Annotated in this window: 11 protein-coding genes; 6 read left to right on the forward strand and 5 right to left on the reverse strand. The window is 65.0% G+C overall.

Annotated features, from left to right (window positions below; genetic code table 11):
* The first annotated feature begins 8 nt into the window (after positions 1–8).
* Positions 9–698 (forward strand): response regulator transcription factor, encoded by a 690-nt coding sequence (locus QA649_RS03085; protein WP_283022912.1) that lies wholly within the window; start codon positions 9–11, stop codon positions 696–698.
* 143 nt (positions 699–841) lie between these two features.
* On the opposite strand, the gene QA649_RS03090 is transcribed toward QA649_RS03085, so the two are convergent.
* Positions 842–2197, reverse strand: coding sequence for a hybrid sensor histidine kinase/response regulator (locus tag QA649_RS03090; protein WP_283026242.1), 1356 nt, complete (start codon positions 2195–2197; stop codon positions 842–844).
* 5 nt (positions 2198–2202) lie between these two features.
* Positions 2203–3369, reverse strand: a complete 1167-nt coding sequence (locus QA649_RS03095) for an FIST N-terminal domain-containing protein (protein WP_283022913.1) — start codon at positions 3367–3369, stop codon at positions 2203–2205.
* Between the two features lie 228 nt (positions 3370–3597).
* On the opposite strand from QA649_RS03095, the gene QA649_RS03100 reads away from it, so the two are divergent.
* Both QA649_RS03100 and QA649_RS03105 read left to right on the forward strand, forming a co-directional pair.
* Entirely contained in the window at positions 3598–5637 is a 2040-nt protein-coding gene (locus tag QA649_RS03100; protein ID WP_283022914.1) for a HAMP domain-containing methyl-accepting chemotaxis protein, read from the forward strand.
* Between the two features lie 332 nt (positions 5638–5969).
* Positions 5970–8003, forward strand: a complete 2034-nt coding sequence (locus tag QA649_RS03105) for a HAMP domain-containing methyl-accepting chemotaxis protein (RefSeq protein ID WP_283022915.1) — start codon at positions 5970–5972, stop codon at positions 8001–8003.
* A 68-nt stretch (positions 8004–8071) separates the two neighbouring features.
* Here the strand turns inward: QA649_RS03105 and QA649_RS03110 are convergent, their stop codons facing one another.
* Positions 8072–8455: a DUF3175 domain-containing protein gene (locus tag QA649_RS03110; RefSeq protein WP_283022916.1), complete on the reverse strand. Its 384-nt coding sequence runs from the start codon at positions 8453–8455 to the stop codon at positions 8072–8074.
* Between the two features lie 181 nt (positions 8456–8636).
* Between QA649_RS03110 and QA649_RS03115 the strand changes: the two genes are divergently transcribed.
* Positions 8637–10124 (forward strand): MFS transporter, encoded by a 1488-nt coding sequence (locus tag QA649_RS03115; RefSeq protein ID WP_283022917.1) that lies wholly within the window; start codon positions 8637–8639, stop codon positions 10122–10124.
* A gap of 4 nt (positions 10125–10128) precedes the next feature.
* On the forward strand, positions 10129–10950 hold the full coding sequence (gene otsB, locus QA649_RS03120) for a trehalose-phosphatase (RefSeq protein ID WP_283022918.1): 822 nt from the start codon (positions 10129–10131) through the stop codon (positions 10948–10950).
* Between the two features lie 18 nt (positions 10951–10968).
* On the opposite strand, the gene QA649_RS03125 is transcribed toward otsB, so the two are convergent.
* Entirely contained in the window at positions 10969–11244 is a 276-nt protein-coding gene (locus tag QA649_RS03125; protein ID WP_283026258.1) for a hypothetical protein, read from the reverse strand.
* On the opposite strand from QA649_RS03125, the gene QA649_RS03130 reads away from it, so the two are divergent.
* Entirely contained in the window at positions 11189–12652 is a 1464-nt protein-coding gene (locus QA649_RS03130) for a trehalose-6-phosphate synthase (RefSeq protein WP_283022919.1), read from the forward strand. The two genes, QA649_RS03125 and QA649_RS03130, sit on opposite strands and share 56 nt — an antisense overlap.
* 49 nt (positions 12653–12701) lie before the next feature.
* Here the strand turns inward: QA649_RS03130 and QA649_RS03135 are convergent, their stop codons facing one another.
* Positions 12702–13043 carry a hypothetical protein gene (locus tag QA649_RS03135; RefSeq protein WP_283022920.1) on the reverse strand — a complete coding sequence of 114 codons (342 nt, stop codon included), beginning with the start codon at positions 13041–13043 and terminating at the stop codon, positions 12702–12704.
* Between the last annotated feature and the right edge of the window lie 194 nt (positions 13044–13237).

The raw sequence follows: 13237 nt of genomic DNA on the forward strand, positions 1-13237 counted from the left end.
CGCGCGTGATGCGATTTCTGATTGTCGAAGATCATCCGTTGTTTCGCGAGGCCCTCGAGGGCGCGCTCCAGATGGTGGCGCCCGCGGCCGAGATCCTTCAGGCGACGTCGATCGACGGTGCGCTCGAGCAGGTCGCAGCGATGACCGAGCTCGATCTCATCCTGCTCGATCTGTCGATGCCGGGCACCACGGGTCTTTCGGGCATCATCCGCATTCGCAAGGCGTTTCCCAGGATCCCCGTCGTCATCGTATCCGGGCATCAGGATCCGCAGATCATGTCCGGCGCCCTGTCGCTCGGCGTCTCCGGCTACATCCTCAAATCATCGTCCAAGCAGGAGCTGGCGCAGTCGATCGGCGAAGTGCTGCGCGGCGCGGTCTGTGTCCCCGCCGCCTATCGCGCGCTCGTTCGCCCGCAACGTGCCGCCGGCCCCGCGCAGGATCTGCTGAAGCGCCTGCACGACCTGACGCCGCAGCAATTGCGCGTGCTCGAAATGCTCAAGCGCGGCCTGCAGAACAAGCAGATCGCCTATGAGCTGAAGATTTCCGAGACCACGGTGAAGGTCCACGTCTCCGACATCCTGCGCAAGCTCAACGTGCTGAGCCGCACCAAGGCCATCGTCGAAATGTCCCGGATCGATTTCGCGACGCTGGCAGCCGAGGGCCCGAGGCGCGAGCGCGGCCGGCCAGAGCCGCAATGACGCGATTTCGTCTCTTTTTGTCGCGCCGGGCGCGCCACATTCGGCAGATGATTCATAGATAAATCAAAGCCCTGGCCCAGCGTAAGGTGTTACCTCTACGGTGCATGGGGTTGTTTTGCGATATTTATGGGAGCAGCCGCGCGCTAGCTCAGCAGGAACGACAGCAGCGCCCGCATCTCGGCGGGCTTGATCGGCTTCTTCAGCACTTCGAGGCCGAAGAGGCTCGCCTCCTTCGCCGCCTTTTCGGAATAGTCGGCGGTGATGATCATGGCCGGCGTGTCGAGCTTCAGCTGCTCCCGGACGGCGGCGATGGCCGACAGGCCGCTCTCGCCGTGATCGAGATGGAGGTCGGCAATCACGGCATCGGGCGCGCCGCCGAGCTCGCTGAGGCGCACCAGCGCGTCCGCGCCCGATCGCGTGGTCGCGACGTCGCAGCCCCAACCCTCCAGCAGCGCGGCCATTGCCTCCGAGCCGTTTGGATCGTTCTCGATCAGCAGGATCTTGGCGCCTTCGAGCCCGCTATAGCTGTAGTGCCGCTCGGCGAGCTTGACCTCGTGCACTTCGTCGCCGACCCCGGTGAGGTCGGCCGGCTCCAGCTCCAGGGTGAAGGTCGATCCCCTGCCGAGCTGCGACGACAGCCGCACCTCGTGCCCGAGCACGGTCGCGAAGCGGCGGACGATGGAGAGGCCGAGCCCGAAGCCGGCCTGGTCGGTCGCAATGGCCTCGCCGCGCTGGAATTCGCGGAAGATCGCCTCCTGCTGCGCCTGTGCAATTCCAGGCCCGGTATCTGAGACCTGGACGCAGATCCGGTCGCCCCGCGGCCGGCATCCCATGACGACGCCGCCGCTGCGGGTATAGCGGATGGCGTTGGCAAGCAGGTTCTGCAGGATCCGTCGCAGCATCATCGCATCCGACATCACCGCCAGCGGTGAGGTGCGGATGCGCAAGGACAGGCCTTGCCGTGCGGCGATCGGTTCGAACTCGTTGCGGAGCTGCTCGAACAGGGGCGCCAGTGCAATCGCGCGTACGTCGGGTTTGAGCGCGCCGGCGTCGAGCTTGGCGATCTCCAGCAGCGACCGCAGCAGGTCCTCCAGCATCAGCAGCGAGCGGTCGGCCTGATCGATCAGCAGGCCCGCCTCCTGCGACTCCATCATCTCGGTCAGCGCCGACAGCGTCAGGCGCGCCGCGTTGAGCGGCTGCAACAGGTCGTGGGTGACCGAGATCAGCACCGAGGATTTCAGCGAGCTCGCCGCCTCCGCCTGCTGCTTGGCGCGGTAGAGACCCTCATTGGCGCGCTCGACCGAATGCAGCGCCTCGCGCAACTGGTGCGTCCGGTCGCGAACCTTGTGGTCGAGCGCAATGGCGGTTTCGAACAATGAAAAGGCGTTGAGCTGCTGGTCCATCGAGCGCTCGACGCGCGACATCAGCGCGGCGTTGATCTTCCTCAGCTTGGCGGCCTCGCGCCGCAGCTGGTCGACCGCGTCAGGGCCCTGCCACATGTCCGTCACGACGGTCGCCTTCCGATCGCGACGCCCGTGAAGGTCTGGTTCACATGCATGGAGCCGAACTGCTCGCCGTAGGTATGAAAACCGACGACCCGATTCTGCCGGTACAGTTCGGACATGTCGCGGGTGAGCTGATGCTGTTCGGCGTCGAGCCGGCGGAGCAGGCACTCGAAACCGATATAGAGCGAGACGTCTCCGATCTGGTCGCGGATGTCGGCAAACGTCTCGCAGGTCGCGCCGACCAGGCTTCGCGACGTCGCCGCCGTCAGCACCATGCCCTCGTCGATGGCGCAGAAGAAATGCAGCGAGCCGTCCGGTTCGACGCGCTGGATCGATCGCGCGTAATAGGCGCCGCCGACGCGCACCAGCACGGGGTGGGACGCGAAGGAGAACGGATCGAGCTTGGCGTCTATGATCCCGACCATGCGCGAATATTCCTGGGCTGCAGGCTCGGCGTTCAGCTCCCTGACCGTCCGGTTCTCGATGTCGGCCTCGGTGACCACCATCTTCTGCGGGCTCGGCTCGAAATTGTCGCACTTGAAAACCCGGAACGGCAGCGAGGTGTTCAACAGGATCAGGAGGGCGGCATTGGTGTGTGCCTTGCCGTCGAAGAACACAAAGGTCTTCTCGAAGCGCATCCCGTCGCCTGCGGACCCGCCGACGACCGGAATGTCGTCGAGCGAGGCATAGATCGCCGACATCACCGCCTCCTCGCGGCGGCACAGGCCGTCGATCAGCACCAGGCCGAAGGGATTGCCGCGGTCGACTTGCGGGGTCGCCCGCAGCAGCTCGTGCCGGAGCTCGCCGCCGATCCTGCGGCCGTCCTCGACACGGAAGCTGTCGAGGTTGAGGATGGGCCGCACGGCCGCGGAGAAGTCGGTACGGCTGAACGCCAGCGCCACGACGCTGTTCTCGTCCCAGCCATCTGGGGCAAGCTCGCCCGCGGTGGTGCAACCGCAAACCTGGGTCTCGTCGAATTGCCGGGTGATCTCGGCGATGAAGTGATGGGGGTCGTAGCTGGGGGAGAGGAACACCAGAATCAGTGCCAGCCCGTCGGAGGGGAGCTGGGCCGCCAGTTCGGCCACGGCTTCGTCGACGCTCGCAGCCTTCGACTTGGCCACGGCAACGCCAGACGCACCGCCAAACCGAAAATCGGTTTGCCCCACTCCGTTTCTCCCCTCGAGGACCAGCTCGGTCTAACGCCAAGTGCCTGATAAGTATTCGAGAGTAAGGCGTTTTCCGGTGAGCCGCAACACGGCGCCCGGTCCCAGCAAGGATGCAGACCGGACGGATTTACCACCCCTTGACGATTCTGCCTTAATTTTCCGCGCGGTTCGGAGAGGGCTGCTTCCGGGCCGCAGAATCGTTGCAAGAACATAGACTGGGGGTTGGGAATGTCCGGGCGTACCGCGTCGCCGCCGAAGCGTGCACTATTTCCAACTCTCCGGTTCCGCGCGAAAATCATTCTCGGCTTCGCCGCGGTGCTGGTGATCTCGGCCGGCAGCATGGCGTTTGCCTATTTCGGCTTCGAGCGGGTGTCGTCCGGGGTCGGATCCTACCGCACGAGCGTCACGGAGGCTGACCTCGCCCGCAGCATCGATCGCGAGCTGCTCGCCTACCGTTCGGCCGTCAGATATTTCGTCGTCACCGGCAAGGAAGACGATGCCAAGGCAGCGTTGGATGCCGAGGCCAGCCTGAAGAGCTCCATCGACCAGGCCATCAAGGGCGCCAAGAAGCCGGCGCGGCAGGAGAGCCTTGGCAAGCTCGCCAAGGAGTTCTCCAATTTCTCTGCGACCTTCGCAAAGGTGCTCCAGGCCAAGCGTGACAGCGCGCTGCTGGTGCAGAACCAGCTGACCCGCAACGCCAACCTGCTCAAGTACAAGCTCGACGATATCGGCAACAATGCCTCCGATTCCGAGGCGCAGGCGATCGAGTTCGGCACCAAGCAGGTCAACGCCCAGTTCCAGACCGCGAGTGCTGCGGCAACCAACTTCGTGCTGACGTCCGACCAGACGATTGCCACCAGCGCGCTGGCGCGGCTGAAATTCGTCGAGAACTCGCTCGGCGCGGTCTATTCCATGGACGACAAGATCGTCGCCGGCCTGAAGGACGCCAAGACCATCCTGGTGGCCTATCGCGAGTCGCTGGAGAAGCTGATCGCCAACGCCAAGATGGTCGACGATCTCGTGACTGAGATGAGCGGCTCGGCCGGTGCGATCCTGCAAGGCGCGACCGCCATGAAGGCGGACCTGGTCGCCGAGCAGCAGCGGCTGGAGTCGGAGTCGGAAGCGACCATCGGGCAGACCGAGCAGCTGGTGCTGATGCTGGCCGTCGGCGGCACGCTGCTGGGCGCCATCCTCGCCTTCCTGCTCGGCACCGGCATCTCGCGTCCGATGATCGCGATGTGCAAGGCGATGCGCGAACTCGCCTCGGGCAATTTCGATGTCGTGCTGCCCGGCCTCGGCCGCAAGGACGAGATCGGCGAGATGGCGGGCGCGGTCGAAGAATTCAAGGTTCAGGCCATCGCCAAGGCCGAGCGCGATGCTGCCGCCAGCGAGGTCCAGAACCGCGAGCAGGCCGCCAGCCGCCGCGCCGAGCTGATCCGCTTTGCCGACGATTTCGAGAGCGCGGTCGGCGCCATCGTCTCCAACGTCTCGGCCTCGGCCGTGCAGCTGGAATCGGCGGCCTCGACCCTGACCCGCACCGCCGAGACCACGCAGAGCCTGTCGAGCCAGGTCGCCGGCGTCTCCGAGCAGGCTTCCTCCAACATGCAGTCGGTCGCGACCGCAACGGAAGAGCTCTCCGCCTCGGTCGAGGAGATCGGCCGCCAGGTCCGCGACTCCAGCCGTATCGCGGAAAATGCCGTGGTGCAGGCCAGGGAAACCGACGGCCGCATCGGCAAGCTCTCGCATGCCGCCCAGCAGATCGGCGAAGTGGTCAAGCTGATCACGGCGATCGCCGAGCAGACCAATCTGCTGGCGCTCAACGCCACCATCGAGGCGGCACGCGCCGGCGACGCCGGCCGCGGCTTTGCGGTGGTCGCGAGCGAGGTGAAATCGCTGGCAAGCCAGACGGCCAAGGCCACCGACGAGATCTCCTCGCACATCGCAGGCATGCAGGGCGCGACCGCCGAATCGGTCGCCGCGATCAAGGAGATCGGTGCGACCATCGGCCAGATCTCGTCGATCTCGACCTCGATCGCGAGCGCCGTCGAGCAGCAGGGTGCGGCCACGCAGGAGATCGCCCGCAGCGTCCAGACCGTCGCGCAGGGCACCCAGACCGCGGCCACCGACATCGGCCAGGTCAACCGCGGCGCCGCCGAGACCGGCTCGGCCTCGGAGGACGTGCTGAACTCGGCCAAGACGCTCTCCAGCGAAAGCACCCGCCTCCGCGCCGAGCTCGACCGCTTCATGGGGAATATCCGCGCGGCGTGAGGGCCCTCTCCATCGTCGTCCTGGCGAAAGCCAGGACCCATTACCCCAGGACGTGTTTTGGCGAAGACAGGTAACCGCGAGCCTTCGCCAAACTACGTCCTAGGGTAATGGGTCCTGGATCAGCGCTCGCTCCGCTCGCTTGTCCAGGACGACAGCAGAATTTTAGCAGCGCGAGAAAGCCCGCCTTAACACTCCCCGCGACACCTAACCGCTAGTTGCGACGCCATAAATTTACCGTGGCTTATCCTTTGCCAACTACCGTGCATACGAGTCGGGGAGCGGGCTGCTCCCGGGCTGCGCCTGGTTTTCCGCGAATGGAATGGGGTGGGGGAATGCCCGTCAAGTCGAAGCCGAACACATCAAAGCTCCTCACCTTGCGTTTTCGCGCAAAAATCATCCTCGGCTTCGTGGCGGTGCTGGCCATCCTCGCCGTCAGCATGGCTTTCGCCTATTTCGGCTTCGAGCGGATCCAGGCTGCCGTGACCTCCTACCGCACCAGCGTGTCGGAAGCGGACCTCGCCCGGACCGTTGACCGCGAGCTGATCTCCTATCAGGGGCTGGCGCGGGCCTACACGCTGACCGGCGCGAACGAAGACGAGACCGCGGCCAAGGCGGCGGAAGAGAATCTGAAGGGTGCAATTGCCAAGTCCGTGGCGGCCACGACCGGCGCTGCGCGCCGCGAGCAGGTCGGCAAGCTCGAGGCCGAGTTCCAGCGCTTCACCAAGGTGTTCGGTGAGATCATCACCCTGACGCGCGAGAACAACAAGATCGCGGCCGACGAGCTCAACAGCGTCGGCAACAAGATCCGCTTCAAGTTCGACGATCTCGCCGATACCGCCGCGCTGGCGGGCCTGAACTCGGTTCAGACCACGGCCAAGGACGTCACCTCGCAATATCTCGCGGTCTCCACCTCGGTCAGCGCCTTCGTCGCCAAGCCCGAGCCGAAGACCGCCGACGGCGTGATCGCGCGCATCAAGTTCCTGGAGACCCTGCTGGTCTCGATCTACGCCAACGACCAGAAGATCACCGACCGCGTCACCGAGATCGGCAATCTGCTGAAGCAGTACCGCACCTCCTTCTCCAAGCTGACCGAGAACGTGAAGGTCATCGTCAAGTCGAACGGCGACATGACCAAGACCGCCGCGTCCATTCTCAAGCTTTCGGGCGAGCTGCGCTCGGACCTCACCGCCGACCAGCAGCGCATCGAGGCCAGTGCCAATGCCACGATCGGGGAAACCGAGCGGCTGATGCTGATGCTGGCGCTCGGCGGTCTTGCCATCGGTGCCGCCTTGGCCTGGATGCTCGGCAACGGCATCTCGCGTCCGATGATCGCGATGTGCAAGGCGATGCGCGAACTCGCCTCGGGCAATTTCGACGTCGTGCTGCCCGGCCTCGGCCGCAAGGACGAGATCGGCGAGATGGCGGGCGCGGTCGAAGAATTCAAGGTTCAGGCCATCGCCAAGGCCGAGCGCGATGCTGCCGCCAGCGAGGTCCAGAACCGCGAGCAGGCCGCCAGCCGCCGCGCCGAGCTGATCCGCTTCGCCGACGATTTCGAGAGCGCGGTCGGCGCCATCGTCTCCAACGTCTCGGCCTCGGCCGTGCAGCTGGAATCGGCGGCCTCGACCCTGACCCGCACCGCCGAGACCACGCAGAGCCTGTCGAGCCAGGTCGCCGGCGTCTCCGAGCAGGCTTCCTCCAACATGCAGTCGGTCGCGACCGCAACGGAAGAGCTCTCCGCCTCGGTCGAGGAGATCGGCCGCCAGGTCCGCGACTCCAGCCGTATCGCGGAAAATGCCGTGGTGCAGGCCAGGGAAACCGACGGCCGCATCGGCAAGCTCTCGCATGCCGCCCAGCAGATCGGCGAAGTGGTCAAGCTGATCACGGCGATCGCCGAGCAGACCAATCTGCTGGCGCTCAACGCCACCATCGAGGCGGCACGCGCCGGCGACGCCGGCCGCGGCTTTGCGGTGGTCGCGAGCGAGGTGAAATCGCTGGCAAGCCAGACGGCGAAAGCAACGGACGAGATCTCCTCGCACATCGCGGGCATGCAGGGCGCGACCGCCGAATCGGTCGCCGCGATCAAGGAGATCGGCGCGACCATCGGCCAGATCTCGTCGATCTCGACCTCGATCGCGAGCGCCGTCGAGCAGCAGGGCGCGGCCACGCAGGAAATCGCCCGCAGCGTCCAGACCGTGGCGCAGGGCACCCAGACCGCGGCCACCGACATCGGCCAGGTCAACCGCGGCGCCGCTGAGACCGGCTCGGCCTCGGAGGAGGTGCTGAACTCGGCCAAGACGCTCTCCAGCGAAAGCACCCGCCTGCGCGCCGAGCTCAACCGCTTCATGGGGAATATCAGGGCGGCGTAGGCGCTCTCTCCCCGTAGTCGTCCTGGCGAAAGCCGCCGGGACGACAGCGGAGTTAGGAGACGCAAGCCTCACTCCCTCCCGAACGCCCGCTTCAGCTCCACCTTCGCGCGCTCCAGTCGTGCGCGCTGGGTCTTCGGCAGCGTCTTGCCGGCGCGGTTGATGTAGAAGGTCAGCATCGACTGCGCCGAGCGGTAGGCGCCGGTCTTGCGGCGTGAGCTGTGCTCCGCCGAGCGCTTCAGTGACGCCGCGATCTTCTTTGCGCTGGTCAGCTTGAACACGCCTTGCTTGAGATCGAGCGCGTCGCTCTCCCTCGTTACGCGCTGTGACCAGCGCTTCGGCGTCGCGCGCTTCGTGCCCCCACGCGCGGTGCTACGCCTCGCGCTGGTCTTTCGGCGTGCAGTCTTGCGTGCGCCGCTCTTTCGCAAATGTGTCGTCTTTCTGACATGAGCCATGCGTCAACTCCTTGCGGCTCCGTCGCAAACGGGCGGCCCGTGAGACTGTTCCTGCGGGAACCTGGCATCGCCGCAGACGTTGTCGCAGGTGGCAGGCGAGATGCCGCACCCCGATGATCGGGTCGCCCCGTCCACCTCATGTGAACCGGGGCTGCTTCCTTTGGTCAGATCCAACAACCCGATGGAATTGCAGCAAACCCCAGCGCTGAACTACGGACCTGACGTCCCTGCGGCAGTTGCGGCCGATCGCATCGTCGAGACCAGCATTCCCTCGCGCCTCGACGCGCTGCCGTGGAGCGGCTTTCACACCCGCGTCGTGCTGGCCCTTGGCATCACCTGGATCCTGGATGGCCTCGAGGTCACGCTTGCGGGCGCGCTCTCCGGCGCGCTGAAGCAGAGCCCTACGCTGCAGTTCTCCAATCTCGATCTCGGCATCGCCAACTCCGCCTATCTCGCCGGCGCCGTGCTCGGTGCGCTCGGCTTCGGCTGGCTCACCGACCGCATCGGCCGCAAGAAGCTGTTCTTCATCACGCTCGCGCTCTATCTCTCGGCGACCGCCGCGACCGCGCTGTCCTGGGACATCGCGAGCTACGCGCTGTTTCGCTTTCTCACCGGCGCCGGCATCGGCGGCGAATACACCGCAATCAACTCGACCATCCAGGAACTGGTGCCGGCGCGCTATCGTGGCTGGACCGATCTCGTCATCAACGGCAGCTTCTGGATCGGCGCTGCGATGGGGGCGGTGGCGGCCATTGTGCTGCTCGATCCTGCATTGATGGGCCCCGATCTCGGCTGGCGGCTCGCCTATCTCATCGGCGCCGCCATCGGCCTCGTCGTGCTCCTGATGCGGATGTGGATTCCGGAGAGCCCGCGCTGGCTGATGATCCACGGGCGGCCGGACCAGGCCCATGCCATCGTCGACGACATCGAGCGCTCGGTGATCGGACATGACCACGGTGCGAGCGACGGACGCTTCACAAAAATCCGGCTGAAGATGCGCGATCACACGCCGATCCGCGAAGTCGTGCATACGCTGTTTTCCACCTATCGCCAGCGCGCGCTGGTTGGCCTCGTGCTGATGAGCGCGCAGGCGTTCTTCTACAACGCCATCTTCTTCACCTTCGCGCTGGTGCTGACCGATTTCTACGGCATCAGCGCCGATCATGTCGGCTGGTACCTGCTGCCCTTTGCTGCCGGCAATTTCCTTGGCCCGCTGCTGCTCGGCCGTCTGTTCGATACGCTCGGACGGCGAACCATGATCATGTTCACCTATGGCATCTCCGGGCTGCTGCTGGCGCTCTCGGGCTATCTGTTCACGATCGGCGCACTCAGTGCGCAAGGACAGACCATCGCCTGGATGGTGATCTTCTTCTTTGCCTCGCCCGCCGCGAGCGCGGCCTATCTCACCGTCAGCGAGACCTTCCCGCTGGAAGTGCGCGCACTGGCGATCGCGGTGTTCTATGCGATCGGCACCGGCATCGGCGGCGTGATCGGGCCGGCATTGTTCGGCGCGCTGATCGATACGGGATCGCGCACCAGCGTGTTCGCCGGCTATCTGCTGGGTGCCTTCCTGATGATCGCGGCCGCGATCGTGGCGTGGCGCTATGCCGTCTCCGCGGAACGAAAATCGCTCGAACAAATCGCGCGGCCGCTCGCCTTTATGGAGTAGACTGATGAAATCGGAACTTGCGGACATGTCGATGGTCGACGAACGCGCCGAGCGCAACGACAACGAGAAGCCGGATGCGGTGCCGGTGCCGCATGCGCTCGTCCCGCATCTCGACGAGACTGCGATCCTGCTCGACATCGACGGCACGCTGCTCGACCTGATGCCGACGCCGCGCGAGGTGTGGGTGCCGCCCGGCCTGTCGGAGACGCTCAACCGGCTGACAGAGCGCACCTCCGGAGCGCTGGCGCTGGTCAGCGGCCGCTCGCTCAACGACATCGACCTGATCTTCGCGCCCGACGTCTTCCGCGCCGTCGCAGGCCACGGCGCGGAGATGCGATTGTCGGTAGACAACGAAGCGGATGACGTGCACGCGCCGCCGCTGGACAAGGAGCTGAAGCGGCGGCTCGCCGCGATCGCCAAGCTTTCGCCCGGCATCCTGCTCGAGGACAAGGGCTATTCGCTGGCGCTGCATTACCGCCTCGCGCCGCATGCCGAAAAGGCGATCTACGAATCCGTCTCGCTGATCCGCGCCGACCTGCCCAGCGCGCCCATCGAGGTGCTGCCGGGCAAGTTCGTCTGCGAGATCAAGCATTCCGGCTTCACCAAGGCGAGCGGCGTGCGCGAATTGATGAAACATGAACCTTTTCGGGGGCGCCGGCCGCTGTTCATCGGTGACGACGTCACGGATGAGACGGTGTTTGCGATCATGCCCGACATGGACGGGCTCGCCTTCTCGGTCGGCCGCCGCGCCATGGGCGTGAATGGTCACTTCGATGCGCCCGCCGATGTGCGCATGTTCCTCGCGCGCCTGCTCGATCCAAGGTGAAACGAAGGCAGCGCCACGTCACAGACACAATGCCATCGGCACAGCGTCATTGCGCGGCGTAATGCACGCTCGCAACAAGGTCGCGAATGCTGTCTTTGCAGTGAAATTTCGGGTTCCGCAGGCGAAACCTGCTCCAACGCGCATGCCCGATTTTGGTTTCAATCCGAAGAAATCATGACAGGAACCATATTGATGAACGGCAGTTAAACGGGGTGGAATGAACAGGAGGGGACGACCTGTGAACTTAGTCGTCGTTTCAAATCGCGTCGCCCGCGGCAAGCCGAATGAACCCATGACGGGCGGCCTCGCTGCAGCATTGCTTCCGGTTGTCGAGCATTCAGGGGCCATCTGGGTGGGGTCTTCAGGCCGCGTGCGTGACGGCCATCAGAAGGAACCATTTGCCGAGATCGAAGCGCTGGGTACGGGCGCGATCGCAACGCTGGATCTGCCGGCGGCCCATTACGGCGGCTATTACGAAGGTTTTGCCAATTCGGCGTTGTGGCCGGCTCTGCATTCGCGCAGCGATCTGATCCGCGTCTCACGCGAGGATTACGTCAGCTATCGCGAGGTCAACGCCTTCATGGCGCGCGCCTTGATGCGTTTCCGCAAGGCCCGGACCGCGTTCTGGGTGCAGGATTATCATTTCCTCGCGCTCGGCGCGGAGCTGCGCGAACTCGGCGTCGACGATCCGATCGGCTTCTTCCTGCACACGCCCTGGCCAGTGACCGCGGTGATGCAGGGCGTGCCCAATCATCGCGAGCTGATCACGGCGATGCTGGCCTATGATCTGCTCGGCTTCCAGACCGAGGAAGACCTGCAGAATTTTCTCGGCTATGTCGGCGGCGAGCTTGGCCTTGCCATCGAAGACGGTGTCGTGGTCTCGCAGCACGGTCGCACGCGCTGCGAAGTCTTCCCCATCGGCATCGATGCGGAGAAATTCGCAGCCTATGCCGCCAAGTCGGCATCGCATCCCGACGTGTCGCGACTGCGCCGCAGCCTCAATGGCGAGCGGCTCGCGATCGGCGTCGACCGGCTCGACTATTCCAAGGGCCTCGTCAACCGCATCAGCGCGTTCGACCGGCTCTGGACCGAGCAGCCGCAGTTTTCGCGCAGCATCTCGCTGCTTCAGATCGCCAATCCCTCGCGCGGCGCGATCGAGGCCTATGGCAATCTCCAGAACGAGGTCGCGCGTCTCGTCACCGACGTCAACGGCCGTCACGGCGAGGTCGACTGGACGCCGATCCGCTATCTGAACAAGGGTTTTAGCCAGGCCGTGCTCGCGGGGCTCTACCGAACCGCGCAGGTCGGCGTGGTGACGCCGCTGCATGACGGCATGAACTTGGTTGCCAAGGAGTATGTCGCCGCGCAAAACCCGGCCGATCCCGGCGTGCTCGTGCTGTCGAAGTTTGCCGGCGCCGCCAACGAGCTCGACGCCGCACTGCAGGTCAATCCGCACGACATCGACGGCATGGCGCGCGCGATCGCGATCGCAGCCTCGATGCCGCTCACCGAGCGCAAGATGCGCTGGGACGCGATGATGAAGAAGCTGCGCGGGCACACCATTCAGCAATGGTCCACCGATTTCGTCACTGAACTGGAAAAGTGCCGCACGCAGAAGGCCGCCGTCGCCCCGCTCGCCGCCCAGCCGCCGCAAGCGCTGCGCTGGCTGAAGTCGGCGATATCGGGTGTGCGGTTGATTTAGCCTCCTCTCCCTCTCCCCGTTCTTACGGGGAGAGGTGAAAACGAAAGCTTCAATAGCAATACGACACGCCCTCCAGGATCGCGCATTGTCGCTTGTTCGGCGCGTTGGGATCGTCCAGCGGCACCATGCCCTTGCCCTGGCCGACGAACACGCCGGGCCCGACATGCACCGAGCTCTTGTTGCCGATGATGACGCTCTGATGCGGCGTCGAGCTCGAGCGCGTTCCGTCCGGCCAGAGGATGGCATCGCCCGACAGCACCCCGCGCCGCCCGTCGTCGCAGCTGACATCGACGCCCTGCCGGGTGCAGACCTGTGCCAGGGCCGGCACGGCAAAGGCGGAGCCGAGGGCCGAAATCAGGCCCAGCGCGGCGATGGTGTTGCGGATGGTCATGGCGTCCCCGGTCGTGTTTGGTGGCCTCAGGTGAATCGTCGCGCCAAACCCGCCTCCGGTTCAGTCCTCGGGCGGTTCCGCAGGGCCCGCCTGCGCCTGATATTATTGTTTAAATACAACATCTTACGGAAAATTCACCCGATTTTCCCGCGATCCCTTGCAAAATCACCGGCGCCCCTTCAAGAGAGGGCGCT

Origin of the sequence: Bradyrhizobium sp. CB1717, from assembly GCF_029714325.1 — a bacterium.
In the GTDB taxonomy this organism is placed as follows: Bacteria; Pseudomonadota; Alphaproteobacteria; order Rhizobiales; family Xanthobacteraceae; genus Bradyrhizobium.